This is a genomic window from Curtobacterium sp. 'Ferrero', from assembly GCF_002412165.1.
GTDB lineage: Bacteria > Actinomycetota > Actinomycetes > Actinomycetales > Microbacteriaceae > Curtobacterium.
This window is the reverse complement of record NZ_NXIA01000019.1, coordinates 39581-56467: the sequence shown is the minus strand read 5'-3', so window position 1 is coordinate 56467 and position 16887 is coordinate 39581. Positions and strand designations below refer to the sequence as shown.

Sequence of the window (16887 nt, the reverse complement as noted above, 5' to 3'; positions counted from 1 at the left end):
CGCGCCCGCAGGGCCCGCAGCGGCCGTCGCCGGCGTGCCGCCCGCGTCGTCCGGGCCGTCCAGCAGGCGCGCCCCGGCGCCCAGCGCCGCTGCCAGGCCCGCCTCGTGGACACGCGAGCCGACGCGCAGCACCGTCACGTGCCTCCCGTCCGATGCCAGGCGGGCACCCGCGAACAGTGCGTCACCGCCGTTGTCGCCACTGCCCACCAGCAGCAGGACCGACCCCGGACCGTCACCCGGCCGGACCGCCGGGTCGTCGAGGAGCCCGGCGACGATCCGCGCGAGGCCGTCCGCCGCGCGCTGCATGAGCGGTTCGCCCGCGTCGAGGTGCGGCCGCTCGGCCGCGCGGATCTGATCGGCCCCGTACCCGTCCATGCCGTCCACAGTGCCCCGCTAGCCTGGAGGCGACATGTCACTCGTCCCCGAAGCGCCCCGTCCCCGTGCCGTGATGTCCCCGGACGGCCTCCAGATCGCCACCTACGACTTCGGCGACCCGGACGCCCCTGTCGTCGTCGCCGTGCACGGGTTCGCATCCGGCGCCCTGCTCAACTGGCACGCCTCCGGCTGGACCCGCGACCTGGTCCGGGCAGGCTACCGCGTCGTCGCGATCGACCAGCGCGGGCACGGCGCGTCCTCGAAGCCGCACGAGCCGTCGGCCTACTCGATGCAGGCGCTCGTCGCCGACGTCGTGACCGTCATCGACACGTACCTGCTCGACGACGTCGCCTACCTCGGCTACTCCCTCGGAGCGCGGGTCGGGTGGCACACCGCCGAGCAGCTGCCCGACCGGGTCTCGCGCGCCGTCCTCGGCGGCATCCCGGACGCCGACCCGATGCGCCGGGTCGCCGTCGACCAGGCGAAGGCGTACCTGGCCGACGGGACCCCGATCGAGGACCGCGTGACGAACGGGTACCTCACCATGGCGGGGAACGTCGAGGGCAACGACCTGCGGGCGCTCGTCGCGATGGTCGAGGGCATGCGGGACAGCATCGAGCCGACGCCGGCGAACGCACCCGCGCAGCCGCTGCTCATGGCGGCGGGGAGCGAGGACGGCATCAAGGACAGCGCGGTCCGGCTCGCGGCGGCGGCACCGGACGCCGCGTTCTTCGAGATCCCGGGGCGGAACCACTTCAACGCCCCGACGTCGCGGGACTTCCGGCAGGCGGCGATCGCGTTCCTGCGGGGCTGAGCGTCCGCGGCGCACCGTGTCCGGGGTGCGCTGAGGGGTACTCGCAGGTCCTCGCTGGGAGAGCAGCCCCGGCGTACCGTCCCGGCCATGGACTACAGACTCCTCGGCAACAGCGGGACATCGGTGTCGACGCTGACCCTCGGCACCATGACGTTCGGCAGTGAGGCCGACGAACCCACCTCCCACCAGATCATCGACACGTTCGTCGCCGCGGGCGGCACCCTGGTCGACACGGCGGACGTGTACTCCGGCAACGAGTCCGAGCGGATCATCGGCCGCTGGCTCAAGGCCCACCCGACCGAGGCCCAGCAGGTCGTCCTCGCCACGAAGGGCCGCTTCCCGCAGGGTGACGGGCCGAACGACCTCGGTCTCTCCCGCCGGCACCTGTCCCGTGCCCTCGACGCCTCGCTGGAGCGGCTCGGCGTCGAGACCATCGACCTGTACCAGATGCACGCGTGGGACGCGCTGACGCCGATCGAGGAGACCCTGCGCTTCCTCGACGACGCCGTCTCGGCCGGCAAGATCGGGTCGTACGGCTTCTCGAACTACCTCGGCTACCAGGTGACGAAGGCGGTCTACGAAGCCAAGGCGCACGGATGGGCACCGCCCGTGACCCTGCAGCCGCAGTACAACCTCCTCGTCCGCGACATCGAGCACGAGGTCGTCCCCGCGTGCCTCGACGCCGGGATCGGACTGCTGCCGTGGTCGCCCCTCGCCGGTGGCTGGCTCTCCGGCAAGTACCAGCGCGACGAGGCACCGACCGGGGCCACCCGCCTCGGCGAGAACCCGCAGCGCGGCATGGAGGCCTGGGAGGCCCGCAACTCCGACGAGCGCACGTGGGCCGTCCTCGACGCCGTGTCCGCCATCGCCGACGCGCACGGCGCCTCGAAGTCGCAGGTGGCGCTCGCGTGGCTGCTCGCCCGCCCCGCGGTCACGAGCGTCATCCTCGGCGCGCGGACGGTCTCGCAACTCGAGGACAACCTCGGTGCAGCGGACCTGGTGCTCGACCCCGCAGAGCTCGACCGCCTGAACGAGGTCAGCGCGCCGCGGATCGACGACTACCCCTACGGCACCGCGGGTGTCGCGCAGCGGGAGCGGAAGATCACGGGCGGTCGCTGACCGTCCGCTGCGCGTTCGTGCGGGAAGCCGCGAATCCGGCACGGACCGGTTTACATCCACTTCGGTGAGGTGTCATCCTCGTGCCACGACCGGCTGGTTACCGTGTCGAGCGATGAGGAACACCCCCTGATCCGTGTTCCACGTACGCCGGAGGCCCGGGCGATCACTCGCCCGGGCCTCCGCTTTGCTCGCCGCGGGTCGAGGACCCGGATCAGCAGGGCCGGCAGCGGGACTCGAACCCGCAACCCCCGTATTACAAGTACGGTGCGCTACCAATTGCGCCATGCCGGCTGACGCGCCCACTCTAGCGGGACGCGTCCGGGCTCACTCGTTCGCCTGGAAGTTCAGCGAGATCGAGTTCATGCAGTAGCGGTCGCCCGTCGGGGTGCCGAAGCCGTCCGGGAACACGTGGCCCAGGTGGGAGCCGCAGTTCGCGCAGCGGACCTCGGTGCGCTGCATGCCGAGCGAGTTGTCCTCGATGAGCTGCACGGCCTCGGGCCGGACCGACTCGTAGAACGACGGCCAGCCGCAGCCGGAGTCGAACTTCGTGCCGCTCTTGAACAGCTCCGCACCGCACGCCGCACACGTGTAGACGCCGGCGCGCTCCTCGTCCAGCAGCTCACCCGTCCACGGGCGCTCCGTGCCGGCCTGACGCAGGACGGCGTACTGGTCCGGGGAGAGCTCCTCGCGCCACTGGGCGTCGGACTTGTCGACGTTGTATGCCATTGCTTCCTCCTGCTTCCGGCCGCTGGTGGACGGCCACCTCCAGTAAACTCGCGCCGATGTCCGAACATTCCGTGCGCTGTGCCCGCTGGGACCGCCTGACGACGGACGAACTGTACGGCATCGTGGTGCTCCGCAACCGCGTCTTCGCCCTCGAGCAACGCGTCACGGCCGAGGACTTCGACGGCCGCGACCGCCACGCCGACACCGAGCACTGGTGGTTCGGAACCGACACCGCAGCGGTCGGGTACCTGCGCCTGGTCCGACCGGCACCGGACGAGCCGCACCCCGACGGTTCCGCACCGCCGTCTTGGGTGATCGGCCGGGTCGCGACCGATCCCGGACACCGCGGGAAGGGCATCGCCGGTCGCCTGGTCGCCGCGGTCCTCGCGGAGCACGGGCACGAGCCGTTCGTCCTGCACGCACAGGAGTACGTCGCCGGGCTGTACGAGCGACACGGCTTCGTCCGGTTCGGCGAGCCCTACGTCGAGGCCGGCATCCGGCACGTCGGGATGCACCGCGCGTGACGACGCGCGACCGCTACCGCGCCTACGCCGACCGCATCGAGGCGGTCTCGCCGTCCTACGCGGCGTGGGCACGGTCCGTCGACGACACCCTCGTCGCGCTCCTCGACGAGGTGCCCGAGCAGCGCCGCCAGCCGGAGCTGGTCTTCGCGGTCGCCCGTCGGCTGGGCGCCGACCCGTCTGACCCCGACGCGCTCCGCGCACTCGGACGGGAGGCACGGCCCGCGTTCGTCACGGCGCTCGCCTCCGCCACGGTGCAGGCCAACGACCCGCGTCGGCTCGCACCGGTCGTCCCGCTCTTCGCGGCGCTCGCCGAGCGGACGTCGCGCCCGCTCGGGCTCGTCGACGCGGGTGCCGCGGCGGGGCTCTGCGCGATCCCGGACCGCGTCACGCTCGACTACGTCATCGGGTCCGACGGGCCGGAGCGCGCCCCGCGACGGACTCCGCGCCCCGTCGGTACGGGGCGCGGGGTCCGTCCGGGGGCGCGGACCGAACGCGTGCGGATGCACACCGCGGCCGGCGAGCCCGCACTGCACCTCACCGCCACTGCCACGGGGCCCGTCCCGGCACCGGCAGCGCGGCCGATCGTCGTCGGCGCACGGGTGACGCTCGACCCGAACCCGATCGACCTGGCCGTGCCGGGCGCGTTCGACCGCCTGGTCGAGGCGGTTCCCCCCGAGGCGACGGACCGCACCGCCCTGATGCGAGAAGCGGCGTCGGCGGCGCTCGCCGTGCCTCGCGTCCGGCTGCGCGGAGCCCTGCCGGGCGACCTGGACCGCGCACTCGACCACCTGCTGGACGACTGCCTCCCGGTCGTCCTGACGACCGGGACGCTCGTGTACGTGCCCGGCCCCGACCGCCAGCGCGTGGTCGACCGGCTCCGGGAGCGGGACGTGCACTGGATCGCCCTGGAGCGGACCGGGATCCTCGCGGGCGTCCGGTCGACGCTCCCGGACACGGTGGACGTCGACGACCCCGGCGCGTTCGCGACCGTCTCGCTCGACGGCGTCGCCGTGGCGGTGACCGACCCGTTCGGCACGCGGGTGCGGTGGCTCCGCGACCCGAACCTGTGACCGGTGTTCGCGACAGTCCAGCCCCGTGCCAGGGTCCGGCAGCACACCGCCCCTACGATGTGCGAGACCCGTTCCCCGTCCCCGATCGGAACCCGGTAGTGACCACCACCCCCGCAGACGCGCTCAGTGAGCTCGACCTGCGCGTGCTCGCGTTCGAGCACGACCGGGCACGGCACGACCGCTCCAAGGAGGCCGAGATCCGGGTCGAGTTCGAGATGTCCCCGGCGCGGTACTACCAGGTGCTCGACCGGGTGATCGACTCCCCGGCGGCGCTGGCACACGACCCGCAGCTGGTGACCCGGCTGCAGCGGCTGCGGCGCGCACGGACCGCGGCCCGCGCGGCACGGCGGTTCGTGCAGCCCGGGGCAGCTCCCGACCCACGTGAAGAGGACCGATGACCGAGCACTACCCCCGAGACCGGTTCGACGACGTCACCGAGGGGCCGCGGGTCGGCGCGCACCGCGGACCGCAGCGTCGCGGCCGCGGCTGGATCGTGTTCGCCTGGGCCGCGCTCGCGACCGGCGTGCTCGTCGGTATCGGGGTGCTCGTGCTCGCGCTCCTCAGCGGCAGCGTGTCCACGCCGGACAGCGGGACCGCCACGACACCGTCGGCGACGAGCACGCCGAAGGCGACCACGTCGCCGTCCGCCTCGCCGTCGAGCAGCACCGGGGCAGGCTCGGGGGCAGCGGCGGCTGCGACCCCCGCGCAGCAGGGCACCACGAGCGTCGTCGTGCTGAACGGGACGACCACGACGGGCCTCGCCGGGCGTGCGACCACGGCGCTGACCGGTGCCGGGTGGAAGATCACGTCGACCGGCGACGCGGGCACGACCGGGTCGACGCAGACGATCGTGTACTACCGGCAGGCGGCCTCGGCGGCCGTCGCCCAGGGCATCGCGAAGTCCCTCGGCACGACCGCGGTGCAGCAGTCGGCGGCGTTCCCGAACGCCGACGTGACGGTGGTGCTCGGAGCCGACTACACCGGCTGAGCGACCCGTTCCGTGCCGTCCTCGTGACGGTGGTGTTTCCGGCGCGTTGCGTTCTCACGGCATCGTCGTGAAAGAACGTCACACCCCTTGTCGAATCGCTGCGGGTGCGCAAGAGTCGCTCCGAGGTGCCGCACCGTCGGCGCCGCCGATCGCAGCAGCACCACCAGGGAGCAACAATCATGGCCAACGGAACGGTCAAGTGGTTCAACGCCGAGAAGGGCTTCGGCTTCATCACCGTCGACGGAGGTGGCCAGGACGTCTTCGTGCACTACTCGGCCATCGACATGTCGGGCTACAAGGTCCTCGAGGAGGGGCAGGCGGTCACGTTCGACGTCGGCACCGGCGCGAAGGGCCCGCAGGCGGAGGCAGTGCGGCCCGCCTGACACCCACGACGATCCACGACGCGCCGTCCCCACAGGGACGGCGCGTCCGTCGTGTGCGGGGCGTCGCCCGTGCGCAGCGCGCGGTGCGCTCGCGGGTCCACCGACCGACCGGCGGACCGGACATGACCCGGGAAGTCGCCAGGTGCCTCCCGGCTGTGTTGCACTCACACCCGTCGAGTGCCAGAATCGGCGTTGGCACTCACGCACGCGGAGTGCCAGCACGACCCCCATGACGACGTCCGGGAGGGACGAGAAACTCACATGGCTAAGATCATTGCTTTCGACGAGGAGGCCCGTCGCGGCCTCGAGCGCGGCCTGAACACCCTGGCCGACGCCGTGAAGGTGACGCTCGGCCCGCGCGGCCGCAACGTCGTCCTCGAGAAGAAGTGGGGCGCCCCCACGATCACGAACGACGGTGTCTCCATCGCCAAGGAGATCGAGCTCGACGACCCGTACGAGAAGATCGGCGCCGAGCTCGTCAAGGAGGTCGCCAAGAAGACCGACGACGTCGCCGGTGACGGCACCACCACCGCGACCGTCCTCGCCCAGGCGCTCGTCCGCGAGGGCCTCCGCAACGTCGCCGCCGGTGCCGACCCCGTGTCGCTCAAGCGCGGCATCGAGAAGGCCGTCGCCGCCGTCTCCGACCAGCTCCTCGCCAACGCGAAGGACATCGAGACCAAGGACCAGATCGCCGCCACCGCGTCGATCTCGGCCGCCGACACCACCATCGGTGAGCTCATCGCCGAGGCGATCGACAAGGTCGGCAAGGAAGGCGTCGTCACCGTCGAGGAGTCGAACACCTTCGGCACCGAGCTCGAGCTCACCGAGGGCATGCGCTTCGACAAGGGCTACCTGTCGCAGTACTTCGTGACGGACCCGGAGCGCCAGGAGGCCGTCTTCGAGGACCCGTACATCCTCATCGTCAACTCGAAGATCTCGAACATCAAGGACCTGCTGCCGGTCGTCGACAAGGTGATCCAGGCGGGCAAGCAGCTCCTCATCATCGCCGAGGACGTCGACGGCGAAGCGCTCGCGACCCTCGTCGTGAACAAGATCCGCGGCATCTTCAAGTCCGTCGCCGTCAAGGCCCCGGGCTTCGGCGACCGCCGCAAGGCCATGCTGCAGGACATCGCGATCCTCACCGGCGGCCAGGTCATCTCGGAAGAGGTCGGCCTCAAGCTCGAGAACGCGACGCTCGACCTGCTCGGCAAGGCCCGCAAGGTCATCATCACCAAGGACGAGACGACCATCGTCGAGGGTGCCGGCGACGAGGAGCAGATCGCGGGCCGCGTCCGTCAGATCCGCTCCGAGATCGAGGCGACCGACTCCGACTACGACCGCGAGAAGCTCCAGGAGCGCCTCGCGAAGCTCGCCGGTGGCGTGGCGGTCATCAAGGCCGGTGCCGCGACCGAGGTGGAGCTCAAGGAGCGCAAGCACCGCATCGAGGACGCCGTCCGCAACGCGAAGGCCGCCGTCGAGGAGGGCATCGTCGCCGGTGGTGGTGTCGCCCTCATCCAGGCGTCCGTCGCGCTCGACTCGCTCACCCTCGAGGGTGACGAGGCGACCGGTGCGAACATCGTCCGCGTGGCCATCGACGCGCCGCTCAAGCAGATCGCGCTGAACGCCGGTCTCGAGCCGGGCGTCGTCGCCGCCAAGGTCCGCGAGCTCGAGTCGGGTCACGGCCTCAACGCCGCGACCGGTGAGTACGTCGACCTCGTCGCCGCGGGCATCATCGACCCGGCCAAGGTCACGCGCTCGGCGCTGCAGAACGCGGCGTCGATCGCCGGTCTGTTCCTCACGACCGAGGCCGTCGTCGCCGACAAGCCCGAGAAGGCCCCGGCCATGCCGGCCGGCGACCCCACGGGTGGCATGGACTTCTAGTCCCGGTGGTCGGAAGGGCCCTCGCACACTGCGCGTGCGGGGGCCCTTCCGCGTGTGCGGGGGCGTCGGGCGCGCGCGGCGGCGTGCGCGCGTGCGTGTGCGCGTGCTGTCTTGGGGGCGCTGGTCGCAGAACGTGTCGGCTCTAGCGCCGGCGGGCGACCGTTCGTGCGACCACGCCGTCGCGCAGGTGGCATGTCGTGCGACCGCTGCGTTCCGCACGGGAGGCGCGGCTCGGCTCGTTCTCCACAGGTTGCGTCCGGAGCAGGTCGCCGGGCACGCCCCGGCCCGAGACTCTCGGGATGACCAAGCCCCGCCCGCTGCCCGCGGAACTCGATCCTGAGGTGTTCCTCGTCCGTGACGCCCTGGAGGCCGGCGTCGGGCCGAACAGGCTTCGTCGGGCCGACCTCGTCCGACCGACGCGCGGCGTGCGCACGACCGACTCCGCGATGCCGCTCGTCCGCGCAGTCGCGCTCGTCCTCCGCTCGGATCAGTACGTCAGCCACACGTCGGCGCTCGTCATCTGGGGCGCTCCGCTCCCCTCTCGAGTGGTCGACGGGGCCGTGCACGTGACGACTGCGGGGAGCGGGCCGGTGATGCGCCGGCGCGGAGTCGTCGGGCACCGTCGTCGCCACGGTGCCCACGTGACCGTCCGGGGTGGTGTCCGAGTCAGCGAGCCCGCGCAGGCGTGGCGCGAGAGCGTTCGGCTCCTCACCCTCCGCGAATCGGTAGCGGTCGCAGACCACCTCGTCCGGGTCGGGGGACCGTCGACGGTCGATGAACTCGCGGCAGCGATCGTCCCGGGGAGTCACGCGAACGCGGTCGCCAGAGCCGTGCTCGACCTCGTGCGGGTCGGAGCGGACTCGCCGATGGAGACGTGGCTCCGGCTCGCGGTCGTCGACGCCGGCTTTCCCGAGCCACAGCTGCAGGTGGAGGTCTTCGACAAGGACGGGCTGTTCCTCGCGCGCGTCGACATGGCCTGGCCGGAGTACCGGATCGCCCTCGAGTACGACGGAGCCCACCACCGGGAGCGCGACACGTTCGAGCACGATCAACGACGGGACAACGGTCTCGCGGTCAACGACTGGCTCGTCATCCACGCCACCCGCGCCGATGCATCACGGCCGGCGGTGCTCTTCGAGCGACTCCGGCAGGCGTTCGCCCGTCGGAGACGAACGGCGGCGTGATCGTGGCTCGCGCTGGTCGCACGACATGCCGTGCGTAGTCCGCCGCGGTCGCACCCAGTGTCGCCTCGCGCGGAGTTGAGCGGCATGTTGTGCGACCAACCGCAACGGCCGGGGCGCCGTACGCCGGGGCGCGGCGCAGCCGGACGCCGGGCGCGTCAGGCGGCGGGGGACGCCTCGGACGCCGGGGGCGTGTAGTCGCGGGGGAGCAGGGGCAGCCACACCCGGAAGGTCGCGCCGCCGCCCTCGGTGTCGAACACCTCGACCGAGCCGTGGTGCGCCTGCACGATGCCGGACACGATCGCGAGCCCGAGCCCGGAGCCGCCTGTGTCCCGCGCACGCGAGGTGTCGGCCCGCCAGAACCGCTGGAAGATCTTGTCGCGCAGCTGCGGGGGGATGCCCTCGCCGTGGTCGATGACGTCGATGTTCGCCATCCCTCGGTCCTCGTCGACGCCGATCCCGATCTCGATGGGGTCGTCCGACGGCGTGAAGCGCATAGCGTTGCCCATGAGGTTCGTGACGACCTGGCGGATCTTGTTCTCCTCGGCCAGGACGATCGGCGGACGCTTCGGCAGCACGACGGTCGGCAGGGGGGTCGTCTCGTCGGTGGGGGCGGCGTCGAGGCTCATCGCCCGGTTCCGGCGTGCCCGCAGTCGAGCGATCGTCTGCCGGGAGAACGCGATCGGGCCGGTCGTGTTCGCGGCTGCCGATGCCGGTGACGACGGGACCTCGCCGGTGTCGCCGAACGCCGGGGGCCGGACCGCCTGCGGGATGCTCTCGCCCGTGACCGAGTCCTCGACGAGCACCTGGATCTCGCGGTCGGGGTTCGACGCCATCGTGTCAAGTGCGGAGTCGCGGGCGATCGCGACGAGGTCGACCGGCCCGAGCTCGAGTGGCTTCGACTCGTCGATCCGGGCGAGTTGGAGGAGGTCCTGCACGAGGAGCCCCATCCGCTGGGCCTCCTTCTCGATGCGCTCCATCGCCTGCGCGACGTCCTCCTCCTTGCGGAGAGCGCCCATGCGGTAGAGCTCGGCGTACCCGCGGAGCGACACGAGGGGCGTGCGGAGCTCGTGCGAGGCGTCGCCGACGAACCGGCGCATCTGGTCGATGGTGCGCTGCCGGTCCTCGAACGCGGAGTCGATGCGCTCGAGCATGGAGTTCAGGGAGCGGTTGAGCCGGCCGACCTCGGTGTTCGGGGTGTCCGCCTCGAGCCGCTGGTTGAAGTCACCGGCGGCGAACCGGGCGGCGGTGTCCTCGACGTCGCGCAGGGGGTCGAAGGTGGCGGTCACGAGCAGCCGGGTGAGCATCGCCCCGAGCAGGATCACCGAGATGCCGAAGAACAGGAAGATGACGGTGAACCGGAAGATCGTCTGGTCGGTGTTGGCACTCGACACCGCGACGAGCACGTAGCCGGTCTCGGTGACGCCGTCGGAGCGGTTCTGCAGCGATGCCGGGATCACCTGCGCGCGCCACTCGTGGTCGTGCTGGGCGTCGTAGAGGGTGATCCGCTGGGAACTCTGCGACGCCTGCGCGAGCTGCGAGGCGCTGATCGCCGGACGGCTCGACGCCTTCGTCTGGCAGATCTGGTCGCCGCTGTCGTCGAACGCCGCGACGTACACGGTCTGCGACAACACCACCGACACCTTGCAGTACTGCTCGCCGTCGCTGATGTTCTGGCCCTCGAGCTGCTCGGTCGTCTGCTTGACGTTGTCGTCCAGCTGAGACATCAGGTACGTCGACAGCACGGTCATGGTGCCGAGCCCGGCCACGAGCAGGCCGAGCGCCACCAACAGCACGGTGATCCCCGTGATCTTGGTGCGCAGTGAGATCCCGTCCCACCAGCGACTCATCCGCGTGTGCATGTTGTCCCAACCATAGACAGCGGGCGCCCGGTGAACCCGGACGGCCGCCGTGAAGAACCCGTCATGACGACGAGCGCGCTACGAGGCCTTCGCCGCCTTGAGCATGTAGCCGAAGCCGCGCTTGGTCTGGATGACCGGCTCGGCCGAGTACTGGTCGAGCTTGCGGCGCAGGTACGAGATGTACGACTCGACGATGCCCGCGTCGCCGTTGAAGTCGTACTCCCACACGTGGTCGAGGATCTGCGCCTTCGACAGCACCCGGTTCGGGTTGAGCATGAGGTAGCGGAGCAGCTTGAACTCGGTCGGCGAGAGCTCGATCTGCGCGTCGCCGATCGTGACCTCGTGCGTGTCCTGGTCCATCGTGAGCTCGCCGGCGCGGATGATGGCGTCTTCCTCGTCGTTCATCGTGCGGCGGAGGATGGCCTTGATGCGGGCCACGATCTCGTCGAGAGAGAACGGCTTCGTGACGTAGTCGTCGCCGCCGACGGTCAGGCCGGTGATCTTGTCCTCGGTGTCGTCCTTCGCGGTGAGGAAGAGGATCGGCGAGGTGTAGCCCGAGGAGCGGAGGCGCTTGGTGACGCCGAAACCGTTCATGTCCGGGAGCATGACGTCGAGGATGATGAGGTCCGGCTCCTCCTCGAGCACGGCGGAGATGGCCTGCGCGCCGTTGCCCACCGCGCGCACGGCGAAACCGGCGAAGCGCAGGGAGGTCGTCAGCAGGTCGCGGATGTTCGGCTCGTCATCGACGATCAGGATCTTGGGGCCATCGCTCATGCGCCCATCTTCTGACCGTTCCTTGTGGCTTTGCTGTGAGCGATGCGAGCGTGAGCACGGGGCGGCCTGGAGGCGCGGTGCGGGCTGGCACCGCGCCTCCGAACCGGTGGTCCGTCGGCTGGGATGGGGCCGCTACGCGGCCGCGGCCACCTGGTCGGCATCGAGGATCGTGTACGAGTACCCCTGCTCTGCCAGGAACCGCTGCCGGTTCTGCGCGAAGTCCTGGTCCACCGTGTCCCGCGTGACGAGCGTGTAGAAAGACGCCGGCAGACCGTCCTTGTTCGGGCGGAGGAGCCGGCCGAGGCGCTGCGCCTCCTCTTGTCGGGAGCCGAACGACCCCGACACCTGGATCGCCACGGTCGCGTCCGGCAGGTCGACCGAGAAGTTGGCGACCTTCGACACGACGAGCACGTCGATCTCGCCGGTGCGGAACGCCTGGAACAGCCGTTCACGTTCGTCGACCGGTGTCGCGCCCGTGATCTCGGCGGCGTCCAGCGACTCCGCCAGGGCGTCGAGCTGGTCGATGTACTGCCCGATGACCAGGATCTGCTCGCCGCGGTGCTTCTCGATGAGTTCGCGCACCACCGGGGTCTTCGCGGGCGTCGTCGCGGCGAGTCGGTACCGCTCGTCGTCACCGGACGCCGCGTACTCGAGCCGGTCGCCGTGCGGCAGGTCGATGCGCACTTCGTAGCAGGACGCCGGTGAGATGTAGCCCTGGGCCTCGATCTCCTTCCACGGGGCGTCGTACCGCTTCGGCCCGATGAGCGAGAACACGTCGCCCTCGCGGCCGTCCTCGCGCACCAGGGTGGCGGTGAGGCCGAGCCGGCGTCGGGCCTGCAGGTCGGCGGTCAGCTTGAAGACCGGTGCGGGGAGCAGGTGGACCTCGTCGTAGACGATGAGCCCCCAGTCGAGCGCGTCGAGGAGCGACAGATGCGTGTACTCGCCCTTCCGCCGCGCGGTGAGGATCTGGTAGGTGGCGATGGTCACCGGTCGGATCTCCTTGACCGCACCGGAGTACTCGCCGATGTCGTCCTCGCTCAAGGTCGTCCGACGCAGCAACTCGGACCGCCACTGCCGCGCCGACACCGTGTTCGTCACGAGGATGAGCGTGGTGGCCTTCACCGTCGCCATCGCCCCCGCGCCCACGAGCGTCTTGCCGGCGCCACAGGGGAGCACGACGACGCCCGACCCCTGCGCGAAGAACGTGTCGACGGCCTGCTCCTGGTACGGCCGGAGGCTCCAGTCGGCGGTCTCGAGGTCGATCGGGTGCGGCTGACCCGGCGTGTAGCCCGCCAGGTCCTCCGCCGGCCATCCGAGCTTGACGAGCTCCTGCTTGACCTGGCCGCGCGCCCACGGCTGCAGCTCGAACTCCTCGGGGGAACGCTGGTCGCCGAGGAGGGGCTTGATGCGCTTCGACCGCGTGACCTCCGCGAGGATCGACGGGTCGGTCGCGGTGAGCAGCAGGACGGGCTGGCGCTCGAGTTCCTCGCCCGGGGAGTTCGCGATCGCCGGAGCGTCGGGACGCTCCTCGCGCCGGATGACCAGGCGCCCGTACCGTGACACGGTGTCCCGGATGTCGACGGTCACGCTCTGCGGTACCGGGAACTTCGCGAAGCGCTCGAGCGTGTAGATCATCGACTCGGCGTCGTGCCCGGCCGCCCGTGCGTTCCAGAGTCCGAGCCGCGTGATCCGGTACGTGTGCACGTGCTCCGGAGCCCGTTCCAGCTCGGCGAACACCGAGAGCTCGTGGCGCGCGTCCTCCGCGTCCGGGTGTGCCACCTCGAGCAGCACCGTGCGGTCGCTCTGCACGATCAGCGGTCCGTTCATGACGGATCAGCCTAGGCGCTCACCCTGCGCTCCGCCCGGGCTGTGGATCACGCCTCGCTCTCCACAGCCACGACGAGGGAGAGTGGCAGCGTGCGTTCGACGTCGACCGTGGTGTCCTTGCCCCGCACCCGTCCGGCGGCGACCGACGTCGGGACGATCGAGAACGGCCGTTCCGACCCGTCCGGCATCCGCACCGTCAGACGGATCGGCGTGCGTCCGCGGACGGCGAGGTCGATCTGCCGCCCGAGCCACTCCTGCTCGGGCTCGCCCTCGGCGCGTTCGGTCGTCAGCCGGAGCCGCTCCACGAGCGCGCGCGCCGCCGCACGCGGGTCGCGACCCGCGGTCGCGCGTCGGACGGGAGGCACGGCCGCCACCGTCGCCTGGGCTGCGGCCGTCAGGACGGCCGGGTAGCGCGCCTCGCGCAGGGCCGAGTGCACGACCTGGACCGGGTAGCGCGTCGCGAGGACGGTCAGCTCGGGCCGCTCCCACCCGAGCTGCCGGAGCTCGGCGTCGACGCCGATCAGGTCGAGCTGGTCGGCGGTGCCGCGGACGACGGAGCCGGTGCCGGCCGGGGCGAGGTCGACCACGATCGACCCCACGCGCTCGGCGACCTGGTCGACGAGGTACGACAGCGGCTGCGGCACCCCGGTGACCGAGAGCCGGTCGAAGAGCGCGGTGACGGCGTCGCGGTCGAGACCGTCCCGGAACGCCCGTCCGAGCGAGTCCTCGGAGACCCGGTAGCGTGCGGCGAGCCCCGGCGCCTCGAGCGTGGCGACGGAACGGAGCGCCTCGTCGTCGGCCGGCGAGAGCGGACCCGGGGCGATGATCGTCAGGTCGTGCTGCAGGTAGACGCCCGGCACGGTGTCCGGCAGGTCCCGGGCGGCCAGGGAGCGGGCGTCGAGTGAGCCGGCGTCGCGTGAGCCGGCGTCAGCGTCCCCGTCGTCCACGGCTCCGGCCAGCAGCGCGTTCCCGGTCGTCGTGACCCGGCCGTCCACCACGATCCCGAGGGCCGCGGCCGTCCCCGCGACCTCGAGCAGCTCCGCGTCGAGCCACCGGGCGCCCGCCGGGTACGCCCACCGCCCGAGGGTGAGCAGGTCGCCCCAGTCGGTGCCGGCGAGCGCGAGGACCTCGTGCACCGCGGGGTCCAGCGCCGCCGACCACGTCGCCACGAGCGTGCTCCAGCGGTCCGGCCAGTCCGCAGCCAGCCAGGTCGACCCGGCGTCCGTCACGCTCCAGGTGCCCTGTTCGAGCGCGGCGAACCCGGTGCGGCGGAGGAGCGCCAGCCGGTCCGGGACCGCCTCGGCGGGGGCGCCGACGCGTTCCCCGAGCGTCCGCGCCAGGGGCGTCCCGATCCCGCCCTTGACGAGTTCCCGGACGTCGCCGTCCTGCACTGCGCGCAACAGCTCGGCGAGGACCGTCATCGTCTCGAAGGCCTGTTCGGCGCCGGTCTGGGCGGCCGTCTCGTCGTCGACGGGAGCGGCGGGGCGGGCCGGTGGCGCGCCTCCCGGCTGCCCGGTCAGGTCGGCGAGGTCGGGGTGGGCGGCGAGCCGGGCCGCCACCGCGTCGTCGACGTGGCCGTCCTCGTCGGCGAGGCCGAGCGCGACCGCGGGGGCCAGCGCCGCGCGGGTGTCCGCGGTCGGCGGGACCGCTCCGGCTGCGTCGACGTCACCCGTGGCGGCGCGCAGTGCGAGGAGCGCGGCGCGGGGCAGGTGCTCGACGGCCGCGTCCACCGCGTCGTCCGTGCGGAGCGCCTCGGCGAGGTCGAAGAAGTCGGCCACGTGCTGCGGTCCGCTCTCCGCCAGCGCCGCGGCGGGCAGCCGTCGGGCGACGACGAGCCGTTCGAGCGCGTCGTCGGGCATCGCCCGCAGGCGGGTGGCCAGGTCGGCGGTGGTCGTCATCGTCCTGCCGCTCGTCGTCCGGTCGCCGTCCTCAGCGAGACGCTCGGTTCTCGCGGGCCCGGCGCGTCCAGATGATGCCGAGGAGCACGAAGAGCAGGACCATGCCGATCGGGAACCCGAAGAGCGGGATCGCCATGACGACCGGCCAGGGCATCGACCCGGCGGCACCGGGGGCGGTCAGCCACATGATGATCATGGCGACGAAGCACAGCAGTCCGAGGACGATGATGCCGCCGACCATGGACGCGAGGACGCGTTCGGTACGATTGAACGTCACCGAGGGCTCCGCGGATTCGCGGGGGTCCTCGGTGGGACGGGTCGGCTTGGCCATCGACCCAGGATATCCGACGCACCACGGCCGTTCCACGACCACGAGGAGTCCACGCATGCCCACCGGCAAGGTCAAGTTCTACGACGACCAGAAGGGGTTCGGGTTCATCACCGGAGACGACGGCGACCAGGTCTTCCTGCACGCGTCCTCGCTGCCCGACGGCGTGACCACCGTCAAGGCCGGCTCCCGGCTCGAGTACGGCGTCGTCCAGGGGAAGAAGGGCTCGCAGGCGCTGTCCGTGCGGCTCCTCGACCCGCAGCCGTCGCTCGCGAAGATGTCCCGTCGCTCCGCGGACGACATGGCCGTGATCGTCGAGGACCTCGTGAAGGAGCTCGACCGGATCAGCGGGGACCTCCGGCACGGCCGGTACCCGAAGAACGGCACGCGGATCGCCGCGATCCTCCGCCACGTCGCCGACCAGCTGGACGCCTGATGGCCGCGCACGAGTACGAGCAGCTGGCCAGGGCCGCGCTGCTCGAGGTCACGCCGGACGACACGGTCGGCGGCTACGTCGACGCGGTGGACGAGGTCGACGGCGTCGTGTCCCTGCGGTTCGCGAACCGGATGCCCGGCTACCCCGGGTGGCGGTGGACGGTGTCGGTGGCGAAGATCGGCGACGACGACCCGACGGTGCTCGAGGTCGAACTCATGCCCGGCGACGGCTCGCTCGTCGCGCCCGAGTGGGTGCCGTGGTCCGAGCGGCTCGCGGAGTACCGCGCGGCGCAGGAGGGCGAGGACGGCGACGCGTCCGACGACGATGACGACGAGGACGACGACGAGTCGGACGACGACGAGGACGCCGACTACGACGACCCGGACGACGACGAGGCCGACGACGACGAGTCCGACGACGACGATGACGAGTTCGACGCGGACGAGGACGACCTGAACGCCTCGGACGACGACGACATCGACGGTGTCGACGTCGACGAACTCGACGACGCGGACGACGAGGACGCGGACGACGACGAAGACGCGGACGACGACGCGGACGAGGAGCCGGAGCCCGAGGCCCCGGCGCGCCGACGGCGTCGGACACCGCGGGTGCGCCCCGTCGACCCGGACGACGACCTCGAGGTCGATCGGCTCGACCCGGGCGAGACGGACCCGGACCACCACCGGTCCTGACGCGAC

Annotated in this window: 18 protein-coding genes and 1 tRNA gene; 11 read left to right on the top strand and 8 right to left on the bottom strand. The window is 71.6% G+C overall.

Translation table 11 applies throughout. The features are described 5' to 3' along the window. The coding region (locus Csp2054_RS14775; RefSeq protein WP_217990931.1) for an NAD(P)H-hydrate epimerase at positions 1-375 on the bottom strand (375 nt) is incomplete at its 3' end. Between the two features lie 34 nt (positions 376-409). Here Csp2054_RS14775 and Csp2054_RS14770 point away from each other — a divergent pair. Continuing rightward, positions 410-1189 carry an alpha/beta fold hydrolase gene (locus tag Csp2054_RS14770; RefSeq protein ID WP_096900217.1) on the top strand — a complete coding sequence of 260 codons (780 nt, stop codon included), beginning with the start codon at positions 410-412 and terminating at the stop codon, positions 1187-1189. Between the two features lie 87 nt (positions 1190-1276). Then, positions 1277-2308, top strand: a complete 1032-nt coding sequence (locus Csp2054_RS14765) for an aldo/keto reductase (protein WP_096900216.1) — start codon at positions 1277-1279, stop codon at positions 2306-2308. A 218-nt stretch (positions 2309-2526) separates the two neighbouring features. Here the strand turns inward: Csp2054_RS14765 and Csp2054_RS14760 are convergent. Both Csp2054_RS14760 and msrB read right to left on the bottom strand, forming a co-directional pair. Further along, positions 2527-2599: transfer RNA gene (locus tag Csp2054_RS14760), tRNA-Thr, on the bottom strand. Positions 2600-2632: 33 nt separating this feature from the next. Further along, positions 2633-3034, bottom strand: a complete 402-nt coding sequence (gene msrB / locus Csp2054_RS14755) for a peptide-methionine (R)-S-oxide reductase MsrB (protein ID WP_096900215.1) — start codon at positions 3032-3034, stop codon at positions 2633-2635. Positions 3035-3090: 56 nt separating this feature from the next. Here msrB and Csp2054_RS14750 point away from each other — a divergent pair, with 56 nt between their 5' ends. The 7 genes from Csp2054_RS14750 (at position 3091) to Csp2054_RS14720 (ending at position 9064) form a co-directional block, all read left to right on the top strand. After that, positions 3091-3558 (top strand): GNAT family N-acetyltransferase, encoded by a 468-nt coding sequence (locus tag Csp2054_RS14750; protein ID WP_096900214.1) that lies wholly within the window; start codon positions 3091-3093, stop codon positions 3556-3558. Further along, positions 3555-4628: a DUF2332 family protein gene (locus tag Csp2054_RS14745; RefSeq protein ID WP_096900213.1), complete on the top strand. Its 1074-nt coding sequence runs from the start codon at positions 3555-3557 to the stop codon at positions 4626-4628. Before Csp2054_RS14750 ends, Csp2054_RS14745 begins: the two co-directional genes overlap by 4 nt. A gap of 98 nt (positions 4629-4726) precedes the next feature. Beyond that, complete coding sequence (locus Csp2054_RS14740) at positions 4727-5026, top strand: DUF3263 domain-containing protein (protein ID WP_255252767.1); 300 nt, start codon at positions 4727-4729, stop codon at positions 5024-5026. Beyond that, positions 5023-5616: a LytR C-terminal domain-containing protein gene (locus Csp2054_RS14735; RefSeq protein ID WP_096900211.1), complete on the top strand. Its 594-nt coding sequence runs from the start codon at positions 5023-5025 to the stop codon at positions 5614-5616. Before Csp2054_RS14740 ends, Csp2054_RS14735 begins: the two co-directional genes overlap by 4 nt. A gap of 179 nt (positions 5617-5795) precedes the next feature. Beyond that, on the top strand, positions 5796-5999 hold the full coding sequence (locus Csp2054_RS14730) for a cold-shock protein (RefSeq protein ID WP_058726184.1): 204 nt from the start codon (positions 5796-5798) through the stop codon (positions 5997-5999). Between the two features lie 261 nt (positions 6000-6260). Then, complete coding sequence (gene groL / locus Csp2054_RS14725) at positions 6261-7880, top strand: chaperonin GroEL (RefSeq protein ID WP_096900210.1); 1620 nt, start codon at positions 6261-6263, stop codon at positions 7878-7880. A 299-nt stretch (positions 7881-8179) separates the two neighbouring features. Then, positions 8180-9064, top strand: a complete 885-nt coding sequence (locus Csp2054_RS14720) for a hypothetical protein (RefSeq protein WP_096900209.1) — start codon at positions 8180-8182, stop codon at positions 9062-9064. 155 nt (positions 9065-9219) lie between these two features. On the opposite strand, the gene Csp2054_RS14715 is transcribed toward Csp2054_RS14720, so the two are convergent. From Csp2054_RS14715 to Csp2054_RS14695, 5 genes are all read right to left on the bottom strand, one after another. After that, positions 9220-10911, bottom strand: coding sequence for a sensor histidine kinase (locus Csp2054_RS14715; protein WP_255252766.1), 1692 nt, complete (start codon positions 10909-10911; stop codon positions 9220-9222). Between the two features lie 90 nt (positions 10912-11001). Next, a complete protein-coding gene (locus Csp2054_RS14710; protein WP_022903465.1) occupies positions 11002-11697 on the bottom strand; it encodes a response regulator transcription factor in 696 nt (231 codons plus the stop codon). 132 nt (positions 11698-11829) lie between these two features. Further along, positions 11830-13524: a DNA repair helicase XPB gene (locus tag Csp2054_RS14705; RefSeq protein WP_096900207.1), complete on the bottom strand. Its 1695-nt coding sequence runs from the start codon at positions 13522-13524 to the stop codon at positions 11830-11832. 47 nt (positions 13525-13571) lie between these two features. Continuing rightward, positions 13572-15422 carry a helicase-associated domain-containing protein gene (locus Csp2054_RS14700; RefSeq protein ID WP_096900206.1) on the bottom strand — a complete coding sequence of 617 codons (1851 nt, stop codon included), beginning with the start codon at positions 15420-15422 and terminating at the stop codon, positions 13572-13574. Between the two features lie 31 nt (positions 15423-15453). Beyond that, complete coding sequence (locus tag Csp2054_RS14695; RefSeq protein WP_096900205.1) at positions 15454-15753, bottom strand: hypothetical protein; 300 nt, start codon at positions 15751-15753, stop codon at positions 15454-15456. A 55-nt stretch (positions 15754-15808) separates the two neighbouring features. Between Csp2054_RS14695 and Csp2054_RS14690 the strand changes: the two genes are divergently transcribed. Together Csp2054_RS14690 and Csp2054_RS14685 are read left to right on the top strand one after the other, a co-directional pair. After that, positions 15809-16186: a cold-shock protein gene (locus Csp2054_RS14690; protein WP_096900204.1), complete on the top strand. Its 378-nt coding sequence runs from the start codon at positions 15809-15811 to the stop codon at positions 16184-16186. Then, complete coding sequence (locus Csp2054_RS14685) at positions 16186-16881, top strand: DUF3027 domain-containing protein (RefSeq protein ID WP_096900203.1); 696 nt, start codon at positions 16186-16188, stop codon at positions 16879-16881. The genes Csp2054_RS14690 and Csp2054_RS14685 overlap by 1 nt, the downstream gene beginning before the upstream one ends. Positions 16882-16887: the final 6 nt, after the last annotated feature.